Consider the following 21,763-nt stretch of genomic DNA (forward strand, 5'->3'; position numbering starts at 1 on the left):
AGCCTGACCGTGCTCTTTCGCACGACGTTGTTTAATGAACAGGCGGCTCCTGTTCTTCTGTGGGCTCGTCCGATGCTTCCGGTTCGGTGCTTTCGGAATCGGATTCAAGTTCGTCCCCCGGCTCCTCCGCCGTCTCTTCGGTAGATGCCTCTTCCTCCGACTCGTCAGAAGAGGTGGGTTCAACGTTTTCGGAGGGCGATTCGGCTTCGGGCGCGGATTCAGACAACTCCTGGGCCGTGTCGGCGGCCGGAACGACGCCATCGACGGTGAGGGTCACGCCCACTGCCTTCGCGGCTTCAGCAGCCGGACCACCGAAGGCAAGGATGGAGGCGACTTCGTCCTGCATTTGCGCGATCTCATCAAGCTTCAGCTCGGGATCGCGCACGATGAAGATCTCGCCGGTCTTTTTGTTCTCGTAGAAGAGCATCTTCGCGCCATCCACCTCCTTCTCGGCGGTCTGCACGATCTGGCGTTTGCGCTCCAGCATGAGGGCGAGGATGTAGCGGGCGTTTTCGGTCTTGGGATCGCCGTCCTCAATGAAGCGCTGGAGCAGATCCTGGGCGCTTTCCTTGGGCGCGATCTCAGGTTTGGCCTCGGCGATGACCTTTTGGTAAATGTTCTTCCAGGCGGCGACGGGCTTGCGCTGCTCACGCTCCTGCGGCCAGGCCTCGGCGCAGACATCGCGGCGGACGTAGCCGTTTTCCTGCGGATCGAAGTAGATCGTGGTGTGGAAGCTCTCGCCGTCCTCAAAAGGGCGGCCGGTGAGGGCGCATTGATGGGCGCGGCTGCGGATGGACCAGTTTTGCTGCATCAACGATGTTTAAAGTTTCAGGTTTGAAGTTTCAAGTGGCCGAGGCTCCGGGCAACGGGGCACTGCGGTTGCGTGGCCGGGCGATCTGCGATTTTTTGGGCTTGGACAAGCCGAGTTTGAGGCGCGGCAGGTCGCGGTTCTGGGAGCGGTAATGGAACAGCACCAGCCCCAGCGCCCCAAACAGAAGGTGCGGTATCCAAACTGTGAGCCAGGGCGGCAGGTGGCCGCCTTTGCCGAGGTTGAGGAAGAGGTTGTTCACGAACATGAAGATGAAAAAGATGAACACGCTTCCCGCGATGCCACCGACCGAGCCACGGCGTGAGTAGGCCACCCCCAGCGGCGCGGCGACGAGTACCAGAGCAAGCGCCTGCCATGGCAGGGCGAAGCGGTGCCAGAAATGCGTGCGGAAGGGGGCGAGCTTGTCGGCAGTGGCCTTCGGGTGCGCATGCAGGTACGAGATGATCTCTGGAACGCTCATGAAATCGGCCCGCAGAGCGTAGCTGACGATGCTCCATGGGGTCTCCTCAAGGCCGGTGAGTTCAAGCATGCGAGTGCCGTCTGTGCGGAGGGGAAAAGGCTGGATCGAGGTGACGCTGCCGTTTTGATAGCGCAGTACCTTGCCGTCATAGAAGCGCCAGCCGCCTTTAGGCGTCCATGAGGCGGAGGGGGCCAGGATGGTGCGTGACGGAGCGCCCTCGGGGCTTTCCTCCCGCACCTGCACGCCGTGCATGCGCTCGCGGCCGCTGCGCAAGGAGAAGGGGAAGGTGGCAGCGTACCAAGTGCGGCGGGTCTGCACGTTGTGAAACATGATTGCGGACGCCATGATGGAGTCCGCCCCCTTTTCCTCCAGTGCGCGCACCACGGCCTTGCGGTTGCCCTCGGCGCGGGGAGCCCAGTAGTAGTTTGCCGCGAGGCTCAACAGCACGGCATAGAGCGAGCAATGAAAGATTGGCCGCAGCACCTGGGCCAGACTAAGTCCGGCGCCGAGCATCGAGATGATCTCGTTGGCGCGTGACATGCGAGTCAGCGCGTACAGCACCGCCAGCAGCAGCGCCACCGGCATCACCGTGACGTAAATGTAGGGCAGCAGGCCGAGGTAGAAGCCCAGCACCTCGCCAAAGCTGGATTTCGCCGACTGGAAGTCCTTCAGGTTGTCCAGCAGGTCCATGATGATCCACAGCGAGCAGAATGACACGAAGCAGAACAGCAGCGGATGCACAAAGGTGCGCAGCGTGTAGCGCTCCAGGATGGTCGTCTTGCGGTAGTATTGCAGCGCGAACGGCGCCGAACCAACCGCGAGGGCGATGAAGATGAGCTTGAACACAAAGGCCGTGGGTGCGGGCGGCTCGCCCATCTCCGTCATTTGCGAATGCGCGACGTAGTCCACCAGCTCGCTCGCGACCACCCAGGCCACGATGGAAACCGAGGCGATGCTCACCGGAGCCATCAGGCGGCGCAGATCGTTCCAGCGCCGCCAGATCATGAACAGCAGCAGCGGCGTGCCCAACGAAACCCACAGATTGAGGTAGGGCAGCACACGGGAGAGCACCATAATCATCTTTGGCACGTCCATCTGCGCCTGCCGGGCCTGCTGGATCGCCTCGCCCGCGTCATCATCAGGATGCGTGCGGTGCCAGTCCAGCGCGATGGCGGTCACGACCAGGATCATCGCCACGGCAAAGGAACTGCGCCCCAAATAGGGGAGTTCACGCGCCTTTTGCCAGGCCTGGATCACACGTTGTTGCCACTTCATGCCAGAGAGGGGGCGAGAGTCGGCCAGAGGGTCGGATGCGTCAAGGCTGCACGGCCCCAGGGCAAAAAAGAAGCCCGGAGCGCTGGCACCGGGCTTCGAGATCCGATGAAATGTGTTTCAGCGATCAGTTCAGATCGAGGCAGACGCCTTCAACCGTGCTGCGGGCAAAGATTTTGCCGTTGGCGAGGATCGGGTAGCTCCAGACCTTGCCTTCGAGCACGTCCTTGCGGGCCACTTCCTTGTATTTCTCAGGATTGGCCTCAGCGACGACGATTTCGCCCTTGTCGCTGGTAGCGATGATCTTGTCGCCCGCCAGAATGACCTGGCCGGGGCCGAAGCCTTTTTCAGCCCACTTGTCTTCGCCCGTGCGGATGTCCACGCAGGCGAGCGGGCCAGCACCGTATTCCTTGAAGCTGAACATGCCGTAAAGGTAGCCGTCCTTCACGACAGGCGTGCTCCAGTGGTTGAAGCACTGGTTTTCACGACGCCAGATCTGCGTGGCTTCGAGGTTGCTGCCATTTTTGGCGAGCTTGAAGGCACCTGCGCCGACGCCGTAGCCTGCGGAGCAATAAACGATGTCCTCAAACACGACCGGGGAGGCGGCGGTGCTCACTTTGTAGGGGAACTCGGCGCGCCAGAGCACGTCGCCCTTCTGCGGGTTCACGCCGACGAGGCCGGTCTGGGTGAAGAAGATGGCCTGATGCACACCGTGGATGTCCGCGAGAATCGGGGTGGCGTGGGTCATCTTGTCGTCCTCGCCTTTCCAAAGCACTTTGCCCGTGTTTTTGTCGAGACCGATGAGCGCCTGGCCCGCGCCGCCGCCGGCGAGCATGAGCACATCGCCGTCAATGAGCGGGGAGGCGGCGTTGTGCCATTTGATCTGCACGCCGGCGTTTTCCTTCATCACATCGTGGCTCCAGACTTTGTCACCGCTGGTGGCGTCGAAGCAGAACACGCCGAGCATGGAGTCGATGACATAGACTTTGCCGCTGTCGATGACGGGAGTGCTGCGGGAACCGTCGCCGCCTTTGTTGTCAGGTGTGCCGGCATCACCACCACCGTCGTATTTGGCGATGACAGTCAGAGGCTTGCTCCAGAGCTGCTTGCCGGTCGCCTCGTCGAGGCAGACGAGCATTTCGCCCGTGTTGCCTTCGGTTTCACCAGTGACGAGCGTGTAGGCTTTGCCGCCTGCGACGGCGAAGCTGCTGAAGCCCAGGTTCGTGGGCGATTTCCAGACTTCCTTGAGGCTCCATTTGGCATCTGGCAGGGCAGGGACGATGCCGTTACCCGCAGGACCACGGAACGTGGCCCAGTCGGTTGCAGCAGAAGCGGCCGTGGCGAGCGCCAGACCGAGGACGGTGGTGAGGTGGGTGCGTGTCATGATGAGGAGGAAACGGGAACGCAGAGCTTGGCGGGCTCTTTCGGAGGTGGGAGGATCCGTCGGGTCAGACTGATGGTCGGATCGGACCAATCATGGGTGAATTGGAAATCACTCCACCGGCCTGCGGGAGCGTGGCTCACGCGTCACCGTGTCGCCAACCCCAGGGCTGGTGACAAACGGACCGTCAGCCATCGGCGCGGTCTTGGTGAAACCGACATCCGGCATGTCGCTGGGCAGGCCTTCGAGGGGGAAATCTTTGCGCAGCGGGAAGTAGGGGTAGCCTTCCCACATCAGGATGCGGCGCAGGTCCGGGTGACCGCTGAATTTAATGCCCATCATGTCGTACACCTCGCGCTCATGCCAGTCGGCAGTGGCCCAGATGTCGCTGACGGTGGGAACTTCCACGTCTTCCGCCACGGCGGCGCGGACACGCAGATGTTCGTGGTGCCCGTAGCCGTAAAGCTCGTACACCATCTCAAAACGCGGCTCCTTGCCCAGGTAATCGAGGCTGGACACATCCACGAGGTAGTCGAAGGCCAGCTCATCGCGGCAGTACTTCAAGAGTGGCTTTGCGCTGGCCAGGGTGACGACGAGCGTGTGCTCACCACGAAATTCCTTTGTTTCGAGCACGGCATCGCCGAACTTTTGCTTCAGGGCCTCGGTCATCTGGGCGGCGTTCATGATCGTGGAAAATTAAGCGGTCAGTTCCTCAACAAGTTCCTGCTTCTGCTCCACAAAGGAGTGCTCGGTTTCGATCTTGCGCTGGAGGCGCATCATGCCTTCCAGCAGCGCCTCAGGCCGCGGAGGGCAGCCGGAGATATAAACATCCACAGGAATGATCTGGTCCACGCCCTGAAGCACAGCGTAGCTGCGGTACATGCCGCCGCTGCTGGCGCAGGCACCCATGGCGATGCACCACTTCGGCTCCGGCATCTGGTCCCACACCCGCTTCACGGCCAGGGCCATCTTGTAGGTCACCGTGCCAGCCACGATCATCACATCGGCCTGGCGGGGAGAGAAACGCATCACTTCGGCACCGAAGCGGCTCAAATCGTAGCGGCTGCACGCGGCGGCCATCATTTCAATAGCGCAGCAGGCCAGGCCCATCGGCATCGGCCACATGGAGTTCTTGCGCATCCAGTTGATGGCGGCGTCCATCTTGGTGAAGATGATATTGCCTTCGACTTTCGAGTCGTAAGCAGCAACGGTGGATTCAGCAGGGGCGACCATGAGGCGACGTGTGGGTTTGAGAACTGCCAGAATTACGCCCCCTGCGCAGGAGCGGCAAACAGATTGTGAATCTTTTCACAAGGGGGCAGCGGCCAGGAGCGCGGACGCCCTCGTCTGCGGAAATCTGGCTTGCGCCTTGCCGATAGGGCTGGGTAGGCTGAGTGGCATGCCAAGACGCTCCACCTTTTATACATTGCTCTGCTCGTTGCTTCTGGCTTCCGCCACCAGAGGCGAAGAAAAAGCACTCGAACCGCCCGTCAAAGCCCTGACGGGCATGGATGCGCTCGATAATGTGAAAAAGATCGAGGTTGGCAATTTGATAACTATTCAAATCCTAGAGGACAAGCGTGATGCCGTTCAACAGTACGTTGCAGTATCAGGGGAAATTCAAGCCCCCTATCTCGGCCTCACTAAAGCTGTCAGCTTAACGTGCCGCACGTTGGCTTACCAGCTCAAAAACGGACTTGAAAAAGGCTTTTTTAAAGAAGCCACGGTCACTGTGACATGTGACTTCAAGCCACATAAATGCGAGGACTGCTCTCTTGAGTTTGATTACTCCACAGTGGTTGCCCTTGGAAATGTCTCCAAAACAGGCAAATACTTATTGCCCGAAGACACAGACCTGAGTGTCACTGGTCTTCTTGAGCTTGCAGGTGGCACCATCTCTAAAAAGAAAATCCCGGCAATCGTGATCATTCGCAGGACACCTCAAGGCAACAAACGCATCCTCGTGAACACCGAAGCAGCCCTGATCGAAAAACGTAGAGAATATGACCTCTTTCTTCGCCGCGACGATGTCGTGATCGTCGAATGAGCTCACGCCCCCGCCACCCGCACCGTGGGGTAGCTCTTGTGCGTGGGAACAGCAGCAACAGCGACTTGGAAGACTCAGATTCCAGGCGGAAAAAGCCCGAACAACGCCTCTGCCTCCCGCACACGAAGACGGCGCGGATGATTCAGATCCAGTGCTTGAACCGTGGCTCTCCCCGTTGCTGTGATACCCGTCATTCGCCTGTTTTCCCAGGCAAACTCGTCCGACCAGCGTTGCCTGCGTGGATGGAAGAGGGCTGCCATCGCCTGTGTGTCTGGATCCAGCACATGCGACCGGTCCGATTTGTGCAGATTACAACTCGGGCAGGCCAGCGCGAGATTGTCCTCGGAGGTGGTGCCTCCGCAGGTGACGGGGATGATGTGCTCCACATGAAACGTCGCACCCTGAAGCGACTGGCTCATGCGGCAGTATTCGCAGCGATGTTCCGCGCGTTCTTTGACGAGCACGGCCAAGGCGGCGGGAACATTCATGCCGGACGCTTGCCAAGAAGTTGCAATGCCTGGGCACGAAACAATGAGATTTCCTCGCTCAGCGCGGCGAGGGCGGAAAGCTCTTCTTTCTCCGCAGGTTGCAGCAGCCCCTCAGTGTTGCGATCCATCAGGCTTTGGAGTTGCCGGTCCGTCTCCGGCGGCAGCCGGAAGTCGCCGATGGACTCAATCCAGGATGTGGGTGCTTCAATCGTGGCGGGCATGTCAGGAAGGTGCGGTTTACATGCCATTTGTCAACGCGGGCTCAGTCACACCCCCGCCACCCTCACCGTCGCGTAGCTCTTTTTGCCTTTGCGCAGGATGCAGAGCCTGCCGCCGAGGAAATGCTCGGCGGTCAGCGTCGGCGCGGCGCCTGCGTCCACCTGCTGGTTGTTGATGTAGAAGCCGCCGCCTTTCATCAGGCGACCGGCATCGCCTTTGGAGGTGGCGAGGCCGAGCGTAACGAGCAAATCGGCCACCTGCGGGATGTTCGCGAGATCGACTTCGGTGCTAGGAGCAGACGCGGTGGCTTCGATGAGCGTGCCGACATCGGCGGTGGCGAGATCGGCAGTACCAAAGAGCGCCTGGGAGGCGAGGATGACTTTTTGCAGCTCGTCTTCGCCATGCACCATGCGGGTGACTTCGGCAGCGAGACGTTTGTGGCCGCTGCGGAGTTCGGGGCGGGCGTTGTGCTCGGCTTCGATGGCCTCGATCTCTGCGTGTGAAAGCAGCGTGAACTGGCGCAGGAAGCGCGGCACGTCGGGGTCTTCGGAGTTCACCCAGAACTGGTAGAAGGCATACGGGCTCGTTTTTGCGGGGTCCATCCAGATGGCACCGGCCTCGGACTTGCCGAATTTTTTGCCCGAACTCGTGGTGATGAGCGGGAAGGTGACGACGTAGGTCTGCTGGCCGCGTAGCTTGCGCACGAGGTCGATGCCGGCGGTCATGTTGCCCCACTGGTCGCTGCCGCCGATCTGCACGGTGCAGCCGTGGCGCTCGTTGAGCACGACGAAGTCATACGACTGCAAAATCATGTAGGTGAACTCGGTGAACGAGATGCCGCTCTCCAGACGCGCGGCGACGGATTCCTTTGCCAGCATCCACGCGATGGTGAAGTGCTTGCCCACATCGCGCAGGAGTTCCACGGCGCTCAGTTTGCAGATCCACGAGGCGTTGTCTTCTATGATGGTCTTGTCAGGAATGAGGATGCTGCGGATCTGCACCTCGATGCGCTTCACAAAGGCAGCGACGGTCTCGGGCGTGTTGAGTGTACGCTCGTTCGCCTTGCCGCTGGGGTCGCCGATCAAGCCGGTGCCGCCGCCGACGATGGCGATGGCCTTGTGTCCGTGCTCCTGCACACGGCGCAGGGCCATGAGCGGCAGCAGATTGCCGATGTGCAGGCTGTCTGCGGTGGGGTCAAAGCCGCAATAGAAGGTCTGCTGGGTCTTGAGGGCTGCTTTGAGGGCTTCGAGGTCGCTGCACTGCTTGAGCAGGCCGCGCCATTCGAGGTCGGCGATCAGATCGGTCGTGGGCATGAGAGTTAAAAAATGACGAATGACTAAATTAGAGCCGAGCGAAGCGAGACAGACGACTGAAAGGAGCCCGGAGGGAAGCGAAGCGTATCAATGACGAATGTAACCCGAAGTCCGAATGACGAGGGAGAGCTCCGAAATCCGTCATTCGCCAAGCGGGTTTCGTCATTTCCGCTAGGGCGCCGAGCCGGGCTCGCTGCGCAGAAGCCTGCCAGTGAAGCGCTCGCCGGGCGTGAACAGCCAGCCAGCGCTTTCGTTGATCAGTTCCCAGCGGCGCAGCTCGAACTCTGGCAGGATCATGTTGCTGTTCGGATCAAACACCCGGCGGCCGGTGTAGCGTCCGTAGATGCGGTACTCGTTGTTGTGATCGTCACCATAGGCGTAACCACCGTCGCTAGGCTGCTCAGGCAGGCGGAAGGGAATTTTCATGTAGCGCTCATTCATGATGACGAGCTTGGAGCTGCTCCAATCCTGCCCTGGACTGCGCAGATAGCCCCAGAAGTGCGTGAACGGGACGTGAAAACGGCGGCCGATGTAATAATCCCCACGCGGCTCCATGGCGATCTGACGGCGGCGTGCCTCGGCCTGAGGGCCGGAGGCTGGCGAGGAACCGGTTTCACAGCCGGTCATGAACAGGCTGAGAAGGCAAAACAGGAGGGAGAAAACGAGACGGGTCGGCATGGCGGCCAGCATTGTGCCGCACCGAGCCGCTGCCGCAATGGGAAAGGCGGGGTGGGGGGAGTCAGACGTGAAATGTGAGAGGTTAGAAGTGAGAGGTCAGCGGTGGGTGCCGACACCTCTGACCTCTCACTTCCTACCTCCCCCACGGAATGCGCTGCAAGTCCCCCCTCGCCGCCACGTTCCCGCGTTATGAAACGCTTCTTCATTCTCCTCCTCGCCCTCGGCTCTTCGATCTCCCTGCCCGCCTTAGCCTTGGCGAAGGAGGGTGCTGAGAAACCCAACGTCATCGTCATCCTCAGCGACGACCTCGGCTGGGGCAGCGTCGGCTGCTACGGCGCGAATCCTGAACTGGTGCAGACGCCGAACATCGACCGCCTCGGCCAAGAAGGCCGCCGCTTCACGGATGCTAACACGACCTCGTCTGTGTGCTCGCCCACGCGTTATTCCATGATGACTGGTCGCTACTGCTGGCGCACGTCATTGATCAGCGAGGTGCTCGGCACCACCGCGCCGCTGCATATCGAGACCACACGCCTCACCGTGGCCTCGATGCTGAAAAACCAGGGCTACAACTGCGCCGCCGTCGGCAAATGGCATCTCGGCTATGGCACAGAGGCAAAGTGTGATTACACGAAGGAGCTGAAGCCCGGGCCGCTCGAAATCGGCTTTGACTACCACTTTGGCGTCCCTGCCAATCACGGCGATCTCAGCGGCGTCTATGTCGAGAACCACTGGGTCTATGGCCTGAACAAAGACAGCCCGTCCTCGCCCAGCCCGCCCTACGTCACCATGGGCCAGCAGAAGGGCAAGCCGGTCAAAAACCTCGAACTCAACGCCCCCAAACGCATCGACGACGAGGTCATGGACACGCTCACTGACAAGCTCGTGACCTGGATCGGCCAGCAGAGCGCGGAGAAGCCGTTTTTCGTCTATTTCACGCCCGTGGCCGTCCACAATCCCATCACACCTTCCAAGCAAACCGCCGGGAAAAGCAAAGGCGGGCCGTTTTGCGACTTCATCAGCGATCTGGACCTCAGCGTGGGCCGCGTGCTTGATGCGCTCGACAAACAGGGCCTCGCCAAAAACACGCTCGTGCTCTTCACCAGCGACAACGGCGGCGTGAACAAGCCGACCGGTGACACGCCGCAAAACGTGGCCCAAACCGCCGGATTGAAGCCCGTGGGACCGTTTCGCGGCGGGAAGCACGATGTGTGGGAAGGCGGCTTCCGCGTGCCTTACCTCGTACGCTGGCCCGGCCATGTGCCCGCAGGCACCGTGTGTGATGAAACCATCAGCATCGTCGATACCCTCGCCACCATTGCCGCCATCACCGGTACCAAGCTGCCGAAGGCCAGCGAGGCCGCCGAGGACAGCCACGATGTCTCGAAAGCCTGGCTCGGCAACAAACTCGAAAGCACCATCCGCCAGGATGTGATCGTTCACGGCGCTGACGGCAACTTTGCCATCCGCAAAGGAGCCTGGAAATGGATCGAAGGTGTTCCTGCCGACGACGTGAAGCCCGCCGCGAAAAAAGCCCGCGCCGATCAGATGCAACGCATGCTTTACGACGTGCGCCAGGACATCGCCGAGGGCAGCGATGTCTCCGCGCAGCATCCCGAAGTCGTCAAAGAGCTCGAAACACTGCTCAACCGCTATCGCGACGGCGGTTACAGTCGTGAACTCCCGCCTGCGGGCGTCAAACCAAAGACGTCGGTGGTTGCACTGCCTCCGCTTGCCAATGCGCAGCCGGTTGACGTGAAAACCTTCAAATCCTCCCAGGGCAAAGAAGCATGGACCGTTCGGGACGATGCCATGTTTGGCCGGGCCGGTGCCAAAGGCAGCGCCCTCACCGGACCGCTCGCCATGAAAGACGGCACCCTCGAGTTTCAAATCCGCCTCGGTGAGGCCGACCGTCACTCCCTGCGCATTCACACCGCCGGAAACGCCCGCAGCTTCCGCATCGTCCTCTCGCGTGCCTTCCTTGAGATCGCCAAGAACCCCGAGAAAGGTGAAGGGCCGGACAAAGTGGTGCCCCTCGGCAAAACCCAGGTGAAATTCAAATCGGCCGAGTGGCAAACCTGCCGCGTCACCTTCCAAGGTGACGAGATCACCGTCCAGTTCGCCGGAACGACCACCAAAGCCAAACACGCCATTTTCGCCGAAGCGAAGGAACAGCTTAATTTCATCGCCTTCGACGGCGAAGTGGGCATCAAGCAGCTCGTGGTGTCGAAGTGAGGCCACCACGCGCCAAGACCACCACCACCGGCAACCAGAACAGCAGTCCTTCAAAGCGTGGGGCGGTGGCGAGGGAGGTGAGGGATTCGCCGTCGAAGAGCAGGCCGCCGCAGCCGAAGGCGAGGAGGGCGAGCCAGGTGGCATTTCCTTGTTGGGCGATGTTTCTGGCGCAGCGCAGGGCGTGCGTGAGCAGCGCGAGCAGCATCACAGCCCCGATGATGCCGCCATGAACAAAAGTGGCGAAGAAGGCGCTGTGCAGGTGGGTCATCATGCTGCACGGATCGGGCTGGAGCTCGCACTGCCACACGTCACGCACGCCCCACTGGCCGGTGCCGAGCCAGAGATTGTCGAGGGCGTTCCAACCAGCGCGGTAGATGTCAAAGCGGCCGTTGTCACCGCGTTCCACCGCCTTGTGGAGGTGATGGGTGAGGGTGGGTGTTGCGATAGCCACTGCTGACTCAGCGCGCCAGACGGCGATCTTGGCCAGCAAAGGGGCACTGGTGAAGTAAAGCATGCCGGTGATGACAAACACGCCCAAAGCCGCCGCGCCACGCCGCCAGCCACTCGCCAGGAGCAGGGCCGCGTGACCGCAGGCGAGCGCCAGCATGACGCCACGGCTGCCGGAAAAGAAGGCGGCGAGGTGCAGCAGCGCGATGAGTGTCCAGGCTAGGCGGCGCGAGACGGGCAGCGCCTTTCCCTCCACCAGCGCGGCGAGCCAGATGGCGGAAAAACCGAAAATCAGCCCGGTGCAGATGGGATTCAGCCCGCCATGCACGAGCAGATTCGTCAGCCGCTCACCCGCCATATGGCCGGGCAGCACGAAGTAGGATAGCACGAGGCTGATCAGCGCGGCACAGCCTGCCAAGATGCCGGTGATCCAGCCGGTAGTGCGCAAAGCCTCACGATCTCGCGCCGTCTGCCAGGTCAAAGCGCAGAACAAGGCCAGCAGCAGGGTTCCCAGCATGCCACGCATGACCTCGCTACTGAAGTGGCCTTGCCGAAACGCCTCGCTGCAGTAGGAGCGCAGCGTCATCCACAGCAGAAAAGCCGCCATGAGGCACGCGCCGGGATGGACCGGCTGGCGCAGCCCTTGAGCCGGGTTTTCTTTCCAGATGAAGGCCCAAGCGCCGACGAGCAGCAGCCAGCCGAGGTGAAACCACTCGTTCGGCAGCACGGAAAAACCGGCAAGGTAGCCTGTGACGGCGATCTGCGCCGCCAAGGGGCGCAGCGTGCCTGCGAAGGTGCCTGACCACGCGGGTGAGATCGTGGTCGCGGTCGCGTTCATGCCAGGAGCAACTGCGCTGCGAGCGCAACGAGCAGGAGGGCGCAAAACGCCGCACCAATCGCCGCGCCCTGCCAGGGCATGGGCTGAACGACGGCCTCGGCCGGATTGTGCGGGTGATAATAAACCGGCACCTCGGCATCCCGCTTCACACGGGTGATGAACTGCATGGCGAGGTTCGCGGCATTGCTGACGGCACGGTGGGTGAAGCTGCTGCTCTCAAAGGTGCGGTCGCCCACGGCATAGGTGTAACGCAGTACGGGATCGTAGAGCAGGCTGCCGTCGGAAGTTTTTTTCTTTCCCCGGCGCATCTCGGCCTGGATGACGCGGCCCTGCGTGCGCGGCCAGCGGTGCATCGTCCAGGCAGCGCCGAAACGACGAAGGAAATGCACGAATCCGACGAGCGCCAGGGCCGTGCCGACGAGGGCGGTTTGCAGGAGCGGACTGGAGCCGACCGTGGCAAACCACGCGGTGGTGGAGAGGAGGTGGATACTGGTCATGGTGGTGTTGGTTGCGAGCACCCCAAGGTATTGATTATTAACCAAGGCTCACGAAACAGATTCGCCACATTGAGTCTGCTTTCGCCCGATGAACATACCGTACTGCCAGACGCCGAGGTAAGCGGGCATCCTCTCATCGAGCAGCGGAACGAATTTCTGCGCCAGACGCGGCCACAAGTGGCCTTCCATGCGCACATGATTGACGCCCATCCAGCGGCGAAAGCCGCCAAATGCGGAGTGGGAGAAATCGACGACGGCGATGCAACCGCCCTTGGCCAGATCCGCATGCGCGGCATCGATGGCCTGCTCCCAGCCGGGATTGAACATGGACAGCGCGTATGAAAACAACACGAGATCGAAGCCAGCGCCGGATTCATGCACCGGAGCGGAATAGCAGCGGCGCAGCAGCGTGGTGTGCTCATCACGCACCTTGCCAGCGGCGATGGCGAGCATCGGCTCGGACAAATCAACGCCGGTGATCTCCGCCTGCGGAAAACGGCGGCGCAGCGAGACGAGATTTCTTCCGGTGCCGCACCCAACTTCGAGAATGCGGCGTGGCTGCGTCACACGGGAGGCGTGACGCAGAACTTCCTCCCGCCCAAACAGGAAGCTCCAGCGCGTGGCGTCGTAGATGCGCGAATGGAACTGGTAGTAGCGCTCCAGCGCGGTGTTTGGAGCCGCCGCCGCATTCATCTGAGCACCTCCGCAAAGTGCAGGCTGCCGTAGGTGCCGACGCGGTCGAGCTGATGCAGCGTCTCAGTGCGTTCCGGGAAGAAACGCAGGCGGCCGCGGATGTGCTCGGGCACGAAGCTGAGATCGAGACCGGCTGAGCGTATCAGTATTTTCGCACTGGGAGCGCTGTTGGCGAGGATCAGCTCCCACTCGTCGAGCAGCGCGGCGGTGTCGTGCGCGGCCAGCCAGTCCTGATGGTCCAGCAGCACAAAGTGCGTGTAAGCACCGGGATGCTCGCGCAGGAAATTCGACACGGTGGTGGTGTGAGTCTTCAGGCGGTCCACACGAGTTTGAAGCGCGGGCAGGTTTTCTTGTTTCAGGTAATTCGGACAGCAGCCCAGCGTGTAGGAGCCGGTCATGTACACACGCCAGAAATAATTGTCTGCAATGGGCAGCTCGGTCATGACGTGGCGCAGCTTGTCCTTCACATAACCGGTGAGACCGCCGGGATACGAGTCCTGGATCAGCTTGATCTGCGGGCGTGGTACGCCCAGCAGCGTCATCAGTGTGGGCTGGCGCAGCAGCCAGTGGCTGAAAGGCCCCCACACCTCGCGCTCGAACAAAGCATAAGCCTCGCGCTGTTCCTCCAGCGAGCGGGCGTCGAGGATGCAGGTGGCGAAGTTCTTGATGTTCGGTCGCAGTTTGAACAACGCGTTGCCCATCACATAGGCGGCGATGCCCGAGGTGCCGTGGTAGTAAAAGGATTTTTTGAGACTCGTCGGATTGAAGAAGCCGATGCGCCTGTCCCAGAATTTCTGCGCAGGCTCTGACAACGTGCCGCGCACGCTCTCATACACGGCGGTGAACTCAGGATGCGAGCCGAGGCCGAACATCTCAAACAGCTCATCGAAGTTGCCTTTGCGAATGAGCGCCTGCTTGAGCTCCAGCAGCGCGTTTTGCCGGTAGTTCATGTCCACCGCATGAATCTCCGCCGGGTCTTCGAGCAGATAATCCAGCGCGTTGCAGCCAGCGCTGGTGATCATCACCACGCGGCTGTCGCGGTCCAGTTTCATCAACTGCCGGTCGAGCCGCGGGTCCTCCCACGCCGTGTTGTAGATGAGGTTGGAGTTGTGAACATGGCGGAAAACCATGTCATGGGCCGATTTCAGGAGGCGCACCGGCCTGGGGCGCGTGGGGTTATGCAGCGTGGGCATGCGCCGCATGTGTTCCATGCGCTGCGAATGTGGCGAGCAAAGGAGTGTGCAGGTTTCGTCACACGGACGAGCGCGTCACGATTCCGTCACGGACATAGCTTAATAAAGCAGGAAGCCGATCTCGCTGTCGGTGAACTGGGTGGTGTCCTCCACGGCCAGCAGCGCCTCAGTTTGATAAGCGGTCTCCCAAGGCGTCTCCGCTGCAGGCAGCAACGGCACTTCCGGCGCGGGAATCGTCTGCTCAACGATCTGCGGAGCAGATTCCGGGTGCGTTTGCAGCACGGCAAAAGTCAGCGCGATGGCCGCAGCAGCCCCGGCAGCGAGCGCCCAGCGTCCGGCTGCGGGCGCATACGAAACGTCCTCCCACCACGCGCGAACAGCGGCCAGCCAGCCACGATCTTGCGGGGTCTGGCGGGCGGCGCGAACCACGTTTTGCGTGAAATTGGAACGCGCCTCGATCTTGCGGGCCTGAGCCAGCAGCTTCGTGAGAGGGTCTTGGGGTGAAAACGGTTCCATGATGTCAAAAAAACCGCCTCAACGGCCCGAAGTTGCAAAATTTCTCAGCCCGGAGGCCATTCCAGGCTGCGACCGGCCAAAAGATGCACATGGAGGTGCGGCACCGACTCGCCCGCGTCCTTGCCGTGATTGATCACGAGGCGGAAGCCCTTGCTGCGGTCCTTGATGCCGAGTTTGTCGGCGATCTTGCCCGCCGCGAGCAGCAAAGCCCCCAGCGTGGCCTGATCCTCGGCTCCAGCCTCGCCCACACGCGGAATCAGCTTCTTCGGCACGATCAGGATGTGCGTCGGAGCCTGTGGGTTGACATCGTTGAAGGCGGCAACCAGCTCGTCCTCATAAACAAGCGGGGCCGGGATTTCGCGGTCGATGATTTTTTGGAAGATGGTCTTCTCGGACATGGCGGATTAACGGAAAAGTTCAGGCTGCCGCCCATCGCGCGGACGGCGTTCGCCGAGACTCTTGATTTCGTCGATGAACTCGCCCACGTCCTCAAACTGGCGGTAAACCGAGGCGTAGCGGACGTAGGCCACATGGTCGATGGCCTCCAAGCGGCGCATGACCTTCGCGCCGATGACGGTTGATGGGATTTCACGGTAGCCTTCTTCTTCCAGCTCGTTGGCGATGTCGTCCACGAGCTGCTCAAGCTGCTCCATCTTCACCGGGCGCTTTTCGCAGGATTTGCGCACGCCGCCTAGCAGCTTGTCTCGGTTGAAGCTCTCACGGGCGCCGTTGCGCTTCACCACGCGCAATTCCTCGCGCTCGACGATCTCATAGGTCGTGAAGCGGAAGTCGCACTTCATGCACTCGCGGCGGCGGCGGATGGCATGACCTTCCCGCGCCTCGCGTGAGTCGATCACTTTATCCTGGGAGCTTCCGCATTTGGGGCAGCGCATTCGGTGGGGGTTGGGGCGTGGAATGTGCTTTCTCGCAGGCACTTAGGCAAGTTCCTTCGTAGTTCGGGCTTTGCGCCCCCATTTTCGCGTTTATCGTCGCCGCAACATGTCCCGCATCATTCTCGGCGTCACCGGCTCCATCGCGGCCTACAAGGCGGCGGACCTCGCCAGCCAGCTCACCAAGGCCGGCCACCGCGTGACCTGCGTGCTGACGAAGGCCGCGCTCGAATTCGTCACGCCGCTCACCTTGAGCACGTTGTCGAAGAATCCCGTCATCACCGATCTCTTCGCCGAAAAAGAAGGCTGGCAGCCCGGTCACATCCAGCTCGCCGACGAGGCCGACCTGCTTCTCATCGCCCCTGCAACGGCGAACATCCTCGCTTCCATGGCCCATGGCTTCGCCAACGATGCCCTCACCGCCATCGCCTTGGCCACCCGTGCCCCCATTTTGATCGCCCCGGCCATGAACGGCAAAATGTGGCAGCATCCGGCTACGCTGAAGAACGTCGAAACCCTCCGATGCTACGGCGCTCAATTCGTCGAGCCCGCCGAAGGCATGCTTGCCTGCGGTTACGAAGGCGTGGGAAGGCTCGCGGAGGTCGAGACGATCCTGCAAGCCGTCGAAGCGGCGCTCAGCGAGAAGAAGTAACGCGCTTCAGCCACTCGCGTGCCTTTTCGCGGGCTTCACAAGGCCGCAGCGTCCACGCGTCGTTGTGATTGCGAAAGCCGGTGCTCAGGAAGTTCAGATCGGCGTTTGGAAGGAGTGGGCGGAGGTAGGACTCGGTTTCTTGGGCGTTCGCACCTTCACCGCAGATGAACTGCGGTCGATCTCCAAGCCGTTTGAGCCGTGCGAGGGCCGATTCGCGATCCGAGCCGGGATACGGCCACTTTTTGACGCCGTCGTAGTGGCTGTAGGCGAAGAAGCCGCACCACAGCTTCGCGGTTTCATCGTCGTGGAGGCCGAGGTAGTTGCAGGCGATGGCTCCGCGTGAGAAGCCAGCGAGCACGACCTTGGGTTCATCGCCGCTGAAGTCGCGGCAGATGCTTTGAATGCTTTCGCGGAGATGTTTGAGCGTCGGCTGAGGGTCGTAGGATGGTTTGTCGCCCCACCAGGTGATGGCGATCTGATCTCCTTTGGCATTCAAGTAGGGCACGCAGAGCCAGATGAAGCCTTTTCCGCCGGAGAGACCATAACCGAGGTTGCTGCCCTCCGGCAGGCCGGTGCTGACATCGCCATACTTGTTCTTGTAACCTCCGTTTCCGGCGAGCTCGACGATGACGGGCCATTTCGTGTCGGGCTTCCAATCGGTGGGCAGGTAGAGGATATTGAGCCCGAGACGGACGCGTTTGCCTGCGGCGGGCGTGCCTTCGCTCAAAGCGGGCACGACGAGATCTGGGGGCACGCTTTGGATGTCTGGCAGCTCGGCGACGAGCAGCGACGGCAGGGGGAGGAGTGCGAGGACGCAGGTTTTCATTTCAGAGGAACGCTCCACAAATGGCCGCCGGAGGTGATGAAGAGTGTTTTGCCGTCGTTGCCGCCAAAGGCGCAGTTGCAGCACTCGTCGGGAGAGGTCGGGATGAAGTCGATGAGCCTGCCGGAGGGTGAAAGGATGTAGCAGCCAGCTTTGAAGCGCGTCGTTTCGTATTCCGTGGCCTTGTTCGTGCCTGCGGCGACGTAAATGCGACCTGCGGCGTCCATCTTCATGCCATCGGGGCCGCGACCATCCTTCCAGTCGAAGATGACCTTCCGCGTGCCGAGTTTCACATTGCCGTTTTCATCAAGCGTGTAGCGCAGCAGCTTTCGGGAGCCGCCGCGGGTGTTGTTATTGTTGTCGGCGATGTAGAGATGGCGGTCGTCCGGTGTGATGAGGATGCCGTTGGGGCGATCAAGACCAGAAAGTCCGGAGCCGGATAGCATAAGCATCACTGGATTCACTCCATCAATGCGATAGACATTTTCAATGGGCATCTTTCCATGAACACTTCCTATTGGACTACATGCACTGAAGGAAGCCGTGATCTCCATGCCCTCCCGCGAGCCATAGCGTGGATCGGTGAAGTAAATGCGGCCCTTGGAGTCCATGCAGAGATCGTTGGGCGTGTTGAAGCGTTTTCCCTCGAAGCGGTCGGCAAGGACGGTGATGCGGCCATCTTTTTCCGTGCGGGTGACGCGGCGCAGGCCAGACTCGCAGGCGACGAGGCGGCCTTCGCGGTCGAAGAGCAGGCCGTTGGAGGCGTTGTGGCGGAAGACGGTCGTTTTGCCATCCGGGCCGCGGCGGTTGATGTGCTTGCCATCGGTGAAGTAGAGCGAGCCGTCCTTCCACGCCGGGCCTTCGGTCGCGCCGATGGCTCCGTGGTCTTTGGGCACCGCTCCAGGCACGATCGGCGAGCGCAGGGACGAGCAGGAGGCCAGAGCGAGAATGGCGGCGAGGCAGGTGAGTGAGCGGAAGGTCATGGAAGCGCATGAATACGACGTGGGATGGAAAATTTCAGCGACACATCGCACCCGCCGCGTTTTCTTGCCGCACATGCGCCTGAAACTCCTGCTTTCGATCTCCTGGCTGCTGGCCGTCACGCTCCACGCTCAAACGAGCGTGCCGCCACCGGCGCGGGAGCTGCGCGGCTCGTGGATCGCGACGGTGCGGAACATCAACTGGCCTTCGGAACCGGGGTTGCCTGTGGCGCGGCAGAAGCAGCAGTTGCTCACGCTGATCGAATCCGCAGCGAATGTGGGACTCAACGCGCTCATCTTCCAAGTCCGCCCGGCGGGCGATGCAATGTATGCCTCGGAGATTGAGCCGTGGTCGCCGTTTTTGACTGGAGAGATGGGCAAATCGCCGGGCTGGGACCCGCTGGAGTTTGCGGTGACGGAGGCGCACAAGCGCGGGATGGAGCTGCATGCGTGGTTCAATCCTTACCGGGCGCTGGCGGGTGAAAAGCACGCGCCGAGCGCCACGCACATGCGCCGGGCGCACCCGGAGTGGACGATGAAATACAGCATCGACTGGTGGATGAACCCCGGCGTGCCGGAAGTGCGGCAGCAGGCCGTGGCGGTGATGCTGGACGTGACACGGCGCTACGACGTGGATGGCATTCATATCGACGATTACTTTTATCCGTATCCAATCACCGACTCGGCAAAAAAGAAGATCGAGTTTCCTGACAGCGATACTTACGCGCGTTACAAGGCTGCCGGTGGCACGCTGGAACTCACGGCCTGGCGGCGTCAAAATGTGGATCAGACCGTGCAGGCCACTTACGAGGGCATCAAGGCGATCAAACGGCATGTGAAGTTCGGCATCAGCCCGTTTGGCCTCTGGCGGCCGAATCATCCCGAAGGCACGGGCGGCGGACTCGATCCGTATGAGGATCTGGGCGCGGATTCGAAGAAGTGGCTGCAAAACGGTTGGGTGGATTACTTCACGCCGCAGCTCTACTGGACGATTGACCGGCCGAAGCTCGGCTTCATCACCTACTACGACTGGTGGCTGGAGCAGAACACGCAGGGCCGCCATATCTGGCCGGGCATGTACACCTCCAAAATCGGCGATGACCGCAATGCGGGCGAGATTCTGCGGCAGATGAGTGTTTTGCGCGAGCGCGGCCTGAAAATGACGCCAGGGCACTTCCACTGGAACTTCGACTCGCTGCACAAGGATCTCGGCAAGATCGGCACTTACACGAAGGAGCGGGCTTACATCACGCATGCGATCCCGCCTGCGTCACCGTGGCTCAGTCAATCGACTCTGCCAGCACCGGCGGTGGGCAAAATCGTCCCGGGAGGCAAGTTGACCGTAGCCTGGCAGCACAGCGACATCCGCTGGATGTCGCAAACCCGCTGGTGGGTGATGCAGGCTCAAATCAACGGCAAGTGGATCACCTGGGAGACTTACTTCAAAGACCAGCTCAGCGCCGAATGGCCGGACAACGCCACCGCCGTCGCGATTCGCGCCGCCGGGCTCGGCTGGGAGGTGGGCGAGCCGGGTGTGGTGGTGAAGTGAGCGGTCACTGGCGTGCCATGTTCGTGCGTCCGCACTCACGCAGAAATGCGATAAAGTTGGACCCATGATAGCCATAAACCAAGATATAATTGTCTATATAACAATTTGATATTGGTATCTAACCAAGATAGTTTTGCTAAATGAAGCTTCTAGATGGCCCGATTCTCGAAACCGCCTTCAACGCCATCTCTGCCGCCCTCGCACATGAAGGGGCCGAGCCAGAGACGGTGGTGATCTGCGGCGGAGCGGCGTTGCTGAGCCTTGGGTTCATCTCCAGGCGCACAAAAGACGTGGATGTTCTGGCGGGGGTGCATCCGATGGACGGACTGGTCGATCCGCGCCCCTTTTCCTCGGCTCTCAAACAAGCGGTGGAGGAGGTGGCGAAGGCGTTGGGGCTGCCGTCGAACTGGTTCAATGCGGGGCCAGCAGACCAGGTGATGGCGGGTTTGCCAGAAGGGTTTCTCTCTCGACTGCAACGACGCGAGTACGATAGCCACCTGATCGTGTTTCTGCCCGACCGGTATGATTTGATCCATCTGAAGCTCTTTGCCGGGGTGGACCAGGGGCCGGGACGTCACTGGTCGGACCTGAAGGCGCTGAACCCGACCCGCGACGAGATGCTGGCAGCGGCCCGATGGGTGCTGGGCCAGGACGCGGGGGAAGTGTTCCCCGGCGTGGTGCGTGACGCCCTGAGAATCCACGACTATGCCGACACCGCCGACCAACTTTAAAACGGAGCTGCGAACAGCCATGCGTGACCTGCTCTGGCGGCAATGGAGCCGTCTGGGCGCCGGTTTGCAGGAACTCGATGGAGCACCTTCACCCGAAGGGAACATCATTGATCCGGAAGCCCTGCTGCTTGCGACAACCGTGTTTGGCAGGCAAGACCAGCGCTTGTTTGATGAAGCGCTCGACTGGGTGGTGCGCTTTGGGGCCTTGATCAATGTCCAGCGCCTCAAGAACTTGCACGCGGACGGCGAACTCGGCCATGAGCGCACACTGGGTGCCGTGGCGGCTTATGTGAAACGACATGGCAAGCTGCCGAAATGGGGAGCCTTGGCGAAGACAGACTCCGTTCAGTCGCCATCGGAGCCGGAGCCTTTTTTTGAGTCGCCTGGAATGCCTGCCGCGCACAGAGGTGTGCCCGATTCAGATTTTCTCGCCCATGGATGGCTGCGCGGGATGCCAAGGCAAAAAGAGCTTTCCATGCCGCCCTCGCCCGAGCGTGTGACGAATGTTTTGCTGACGTTCCGGGCGCTGATCGGTGTCTCGTCGCGCTGCGAAATCATTCTTTGCCTGCTCACCCGCCCCTCGGCCAGACCCGCAGAGTTGGCGCGATTGACGGGTTATTCAGCGCAGGCAATCCAGGCGGTGCTGAATGAAATGGTGCTGTCTGGCAAGGTGCGAACGGATGGGACACGCCCATCCATGGCACGAAAAAGAAATGGGCGAGGGGTGTCGCTACGCTACTACCTGCAACCCCAGGACTGGCATTTCATCCTGCCTGCCGAGTCGTCACCGCGCTGGCTCCCATGGGCGGCGCTTTTTGCCCTCGTGCAGGGCGCGGATGATGCTCTGAATACGGTTGCCGACGAACTACTGCTCTCCATGCAGCTTCGTCGGCTCATGGAGAAGCATTCGCCGCAATTGACGGAAGGGATCGCCTATCGACTCGGTTATCACCCGGAAATGACCGGTGAAGCGCTATTGCAGTGTATGGCGACAGATCTTCCACGATTACTCCGGGCGCTTTAGGTCAAAAC

24 protein-coding genes are annotated in these 21,763 nt (G+C 61.1%); 6 read left to right on the plus strand and 18 right to left on the minus strand.

From position 1 onward, the window contains the following. Nucleotides 1-31 precede the first annotated feature (31 nt). From ACILSI_RS12885 to nuoB, 5 genes are all read right to left on the minus strand, one after another. Nucleotides 32-811: a hypothetical protein gene (locus ACILSI_RS12885; protein ID WP_395722289.1), complete on the minus strand. Its 780-nt coding sequence runs from the start codon at nt 809-811 to the stop codon at nt 32-34. A 31-nt stretch (nt 812-842) separates the two neighbouring features. Beyond that, complete coding sequence (locus ACILSI_RS12890; protein ID WP_395722290.1) at nt 843-2,564, minus strand: LptF/LptG family permease; 1,722 nt, start codon at nt 2,562-2,564, stop codon at nt 843-845. A 124-nt stretch (nt 2,565-2,688) separates the two neighbouring features. Then, a complete protein-coding gene (locus ACILSI_RS12895) occupies nt 2,689-3,945 on the minus strand; it encodes a PQQ-binding-like beta-propeller repeat protein (protein ID WP_395722291.1) in 1,257 nt (418 codons plus the stop codon). 108 nt (nt 3,946-4,053) lie between these two features. Then, nucleotides 4,054-4,626: an NADH-quinone oxidoreductase subunit C gene (locus ACILSI_RS12900; RefSeq protein WP_395722292.1), complete on the minus strand. Its 573-nt coding sequence runs from the start codon at nt 4,624-4,626 to the stop codon at nt 4,054-4,056. Nucleotides 4,627-4,638: 12 nt separating this feature from the next. Continuing rightward, the gene (gene nuoB, locus ACILSI_RS12905) at nt 4,639-5,175 is read right to left on the minus strand and encodes an NADH-quinone oxidoreductase subunit NuoB (RefSeq protein ID WP_395722293.1); all 537 of its coding nucleotides are present in this window, start codon (nt 5,173-5,175) and stop codon (nt 4,639-4,641) included. Between the two features lie 166 nt (nt 5,176-5,341). On the opposite strand from nuoB, the gene ACILSI_RS12910 reads away from it, so the two are divergent. Beyond that, on the plus strand, nt 5,342-5,989 hold the full coding sequence (locus tag ACILSI_RS12910; protein ID WP_395722294.1) for a polysaccharide biosynthesis/export family protein: 648 nt from the start codon (nt 5,342-5,344) through the stop codon (nt 5,987-5,989). A gap of 74 nt (nt 5,990-6,063) precedes the next feature. On the opposite strand, the gene ACILSI_RS12915 is transcribed toward ACILSI_RS12910, so the two are convergent. From ACILSI_RS12915 to ACILSI_RS12930, 4 genes are all read right to left on the minus strand, one after another. Further along, the gene (locus ACILSI_RS12915; protein ID WP_395722295.1) at nt 6,064-6,477 is read right to left on the minus strand and encodes an HNH endonuclease; all 414 of its coding nucleotides are present in this window, start codon (nt 6,475-6,477) and stop codon (nt 6,064-6,066) included. After that, the gene (locus ACILSI_RS12920) at nt 6,474-6,698 is read right to left on the minus strand and encodes a hypothetical protein (RefSeq protein ID WP_395722296.1); all 225 of its coding nucleotides are present in this window, start codon (nt 6,696-6,698) and stop codon (nt 6,474-6,476) included. The genes ACILSI_RS12915 and ACILSI_RS12920 overlap by 4 nt, the downstream gene beginning before the upstream one ends. Before the next feature lie 45 nt (nt 6,699-6,743). After that, the gene (gene tyrS / locus ACILSI_RS12925) at nt 6,744-8,009 is read right to left on the minus strand and encodes a tyrosine--tRNA ligase (RefSeq protein WP_395722297.1); all 1,266 of its coding nucleotides are present in this window, start codon (nt 8,007-8,009) and stop codon (nt 6,744-6,746) included. A gap of 171 nt (nt 8,010-8,180) precedes the next feature. Then, nucleotides 8,181-8,687: a hypothetical protein gene (locus tag ACILSI_RS12930; protein WP_395722298.1), complete on the minus strand. Its 507-nt coding sequence runs from the start codon at nt 8,685-8,687 to the stop codon at nt 8,181-8,183. Nucleotides 8,688-8,876: 189 nt separating this feature from the next. On the opposite strand from ACILSI_RS12930, the gene ACILSI_RS12935 reads away from it, so the two are divergent. Continuing rightward, nucleotides 8,877-10,922: an arylsulfatase gene (locus ACILSI_RS12935; RefSeq protein WP_395722299.1), complete on the plus strand. Its 2,046-nt coding sequence runs from the start codon at nt 8,877-8,879 to the stop codon at nt 10,920-10,922. On the opposite strand, the gene ACILSI_RS12940 is transcribed toward ACILSI_RS12935, so the two are convergent. The 7 genes from ACILSI_RS12940 to nrdR all read right to left on the minus strand — a co-directional run bounded on the left by ACILSI_RS12940 (nt 10,897) and on the right by nrdR (nt 15,999). Continuing rightward, nucleotides 10,897-12,207: an O-antigen ligase family protein gene (locus ACILSI_RS12940; RefSeq protein WP_395722300.1), complete on the minus strand. Its 1,311-nt coding sequence runs from the start codon at nt 12,205-12,207 to the stop codon at nt 10,897-10,899. The genes ACILSI_RS12935 and ACILSI_RS12940 overlap by 26 nt on opposite strands. After that, a complete protein-coding gene (locus ACILSI_RS12945; RefSeq protein ID WP_395722301.1) occupies nt 12,204-12,704 on the minus strand; it encodes a DUF3592 domain-containing protein in 501 nt (166 codons plus the stop codon). The genes ACILSI_RS12940 and ACILSI_RS12945 overlap by 4 nt, the downstream gene beginning before the upstream one ends. 48 nt (nt 12,705-12,752) lie before the next feature. Continuing rightward, on the minus strand, nt 12,753-13,397 hold the full coding sequence (locus ACILSI_RS12950; protein ID WP_395722302.1) for a class I SAM-dependent methyltransferase: 645 nt from the start codon (nt 13,395-13,397) through the stop codon (nt 12,753-12,755). Beyond that, the gene (locus ACILSI_RS12955; RefSeq protein ID WP_395722303.1) at nt 13,394-14,590 is read right to left on the minus strand and encodes a DUF3419 family protein; all 1,197 of its coding nucleotides are present in this window, start codon (nt 14,588-14,590) and stop codon (nt 13,394-13,396) included. The genes ACILSI_RS12950 and ACILSI_RS12955 overlap by 4 nt, the downstream gene beginning before the upstream one ends. 99 nt (nt 14,591-14,689) lie before the next feature. Then, nucleotides 14,690-15,106, minus strand: a complete 417-nt coding sequence (locus ACILSI_RS12960) for a hypothetical protein (protein ID WP_395722304.1) — start codon at nt 15,104-15,106, stop codon at nt 14,690-14,692. 44 nt (nt 15,107-15,150) lie between these two features. Then, a complete protein-coding gene (locus ACILSI_RS12965; RefSeq protein ID WP_395722305.1) occupies nt 15,151-15,504 on the minus strand; it encodes a histidine triad nucleotide-binding protein in 354 nt (117 codons plus the stop codon). A gap of 6 nt (nt 15,505-15,510) precedes the next feature. Further along, a complete protein-coding gene (gene nrdR, locus ACILSI_RS12970) occupies nt 15,511-15,999 on the minus strand; it encodes a transcriptional regulator NrdR (RefSeq protein ID WP_294404293.1) in 489 nt (162 codons plus the stop codon). Between the two features lie 106 nt (nt 16,000-16,105). On the opposite strand from nrdR, the gene ACILSI_RS12975 reads away from it, so the two are divergent. After that, entirely contained in the window at nt 16,106-16,648 is a 543-nt protein-coding gene (locus ACILSI_RS12975; protein ID WP_395722306.1) for a flavoprotein, read from the plus strand. Here ACILSI_RS12975 and ACILSI_RS12980 read toward each other — a convergent pair. Beyond that, a complete protein-coding gene (locus ACILSI_RS12980) occupies nt 16,632-17,474 on the minus strand; it encodes a hypothetical protein (RefSeq protein WP_395722307.1) in 843 nt (280 codons plus the stop codon). The genes ACILSI_RS12975 and ACILSI_RS12980 overlap by 17 nt on opposite strands. Continuing rightward, on the minus strand, nt 17,471-18,454 hold the full coding sequence (locus tag ACILSI_RS12985; RefSeq protein ID WP_395722308.1) for an SMP-30/gluconolactonase/LRE family protein: 984 nt from the start codon (nt 18,452-18,454) through the stop codon (nt 17,471-17,473). The genes ACILSI_RS12980 and ACILSI_RS12985 overlap by 4 nt, the downstream gene beginning before the upstream one ends. A gap of 73 nt (nt 18,455-18,527) precedes the next feature. Here ACILSI_RS12985 and ACILSI_RS12990 point away from each other — a divergent pair, with 73 nt between their 5' ends. The 3 genes from ACILSI_RS12990 to ACILSI_RS13000 all read left to right on the plus strand — a co-directional run bounded on the left by ACILSI_RS12990 (nt 18,528) and on the right by ACILSI_RS13000 (nt 21,755). Beyond that, the gene (locus ACILSI_RS12990) at nt 18,528-20,000 is read left to right on the plus strand and encodes a glycoside hydrolase family 10 protein (RefSeq protein ID WP_395722309.1); all 1,473 of its coding nucleotides are present in this window, start codon (nt 18,528-18,530) and stop codon (nt 19,998-20,000) included. A 140-nt stretch (nt 20,001-20,140) separates the two neighbouring features. Then, a complete protein-coding gene (locus tag ACILSI_RS12995; protein ID WP_395722310.1) occupies nt 20,141-20,731 on the plus strand; it encodes a DUF6036 family nucleotidyltransferase in 591 nt (196 codons plus the stop codon). Between the two features lie 19 nt (nt 20,732-20,750). Beyond that, on the plus strand, nt 20,751-21,755 hold the full coding sequence (locus ACILSI_RS13000) for a hypothetical protein (RefSeq protein WP_395722311.1): 1,005 nt from the start codon (nt 20,751-20,753) through the stop codon (nt 21,753-21,755). Nucleotides 21,756-21,763 lie beyond the last annotated feature (8 nt).

Origin of the sequence: Prosthecobacter sp., assembly GCF_044232965.1 — a bacterium.
Classification (GTDB): Bacteria; Verrucomicrobiota; Verrucomicrobiia; order Verrucomicrobiales; family Verrucomicrobiaceae; genus Prosthecobacter.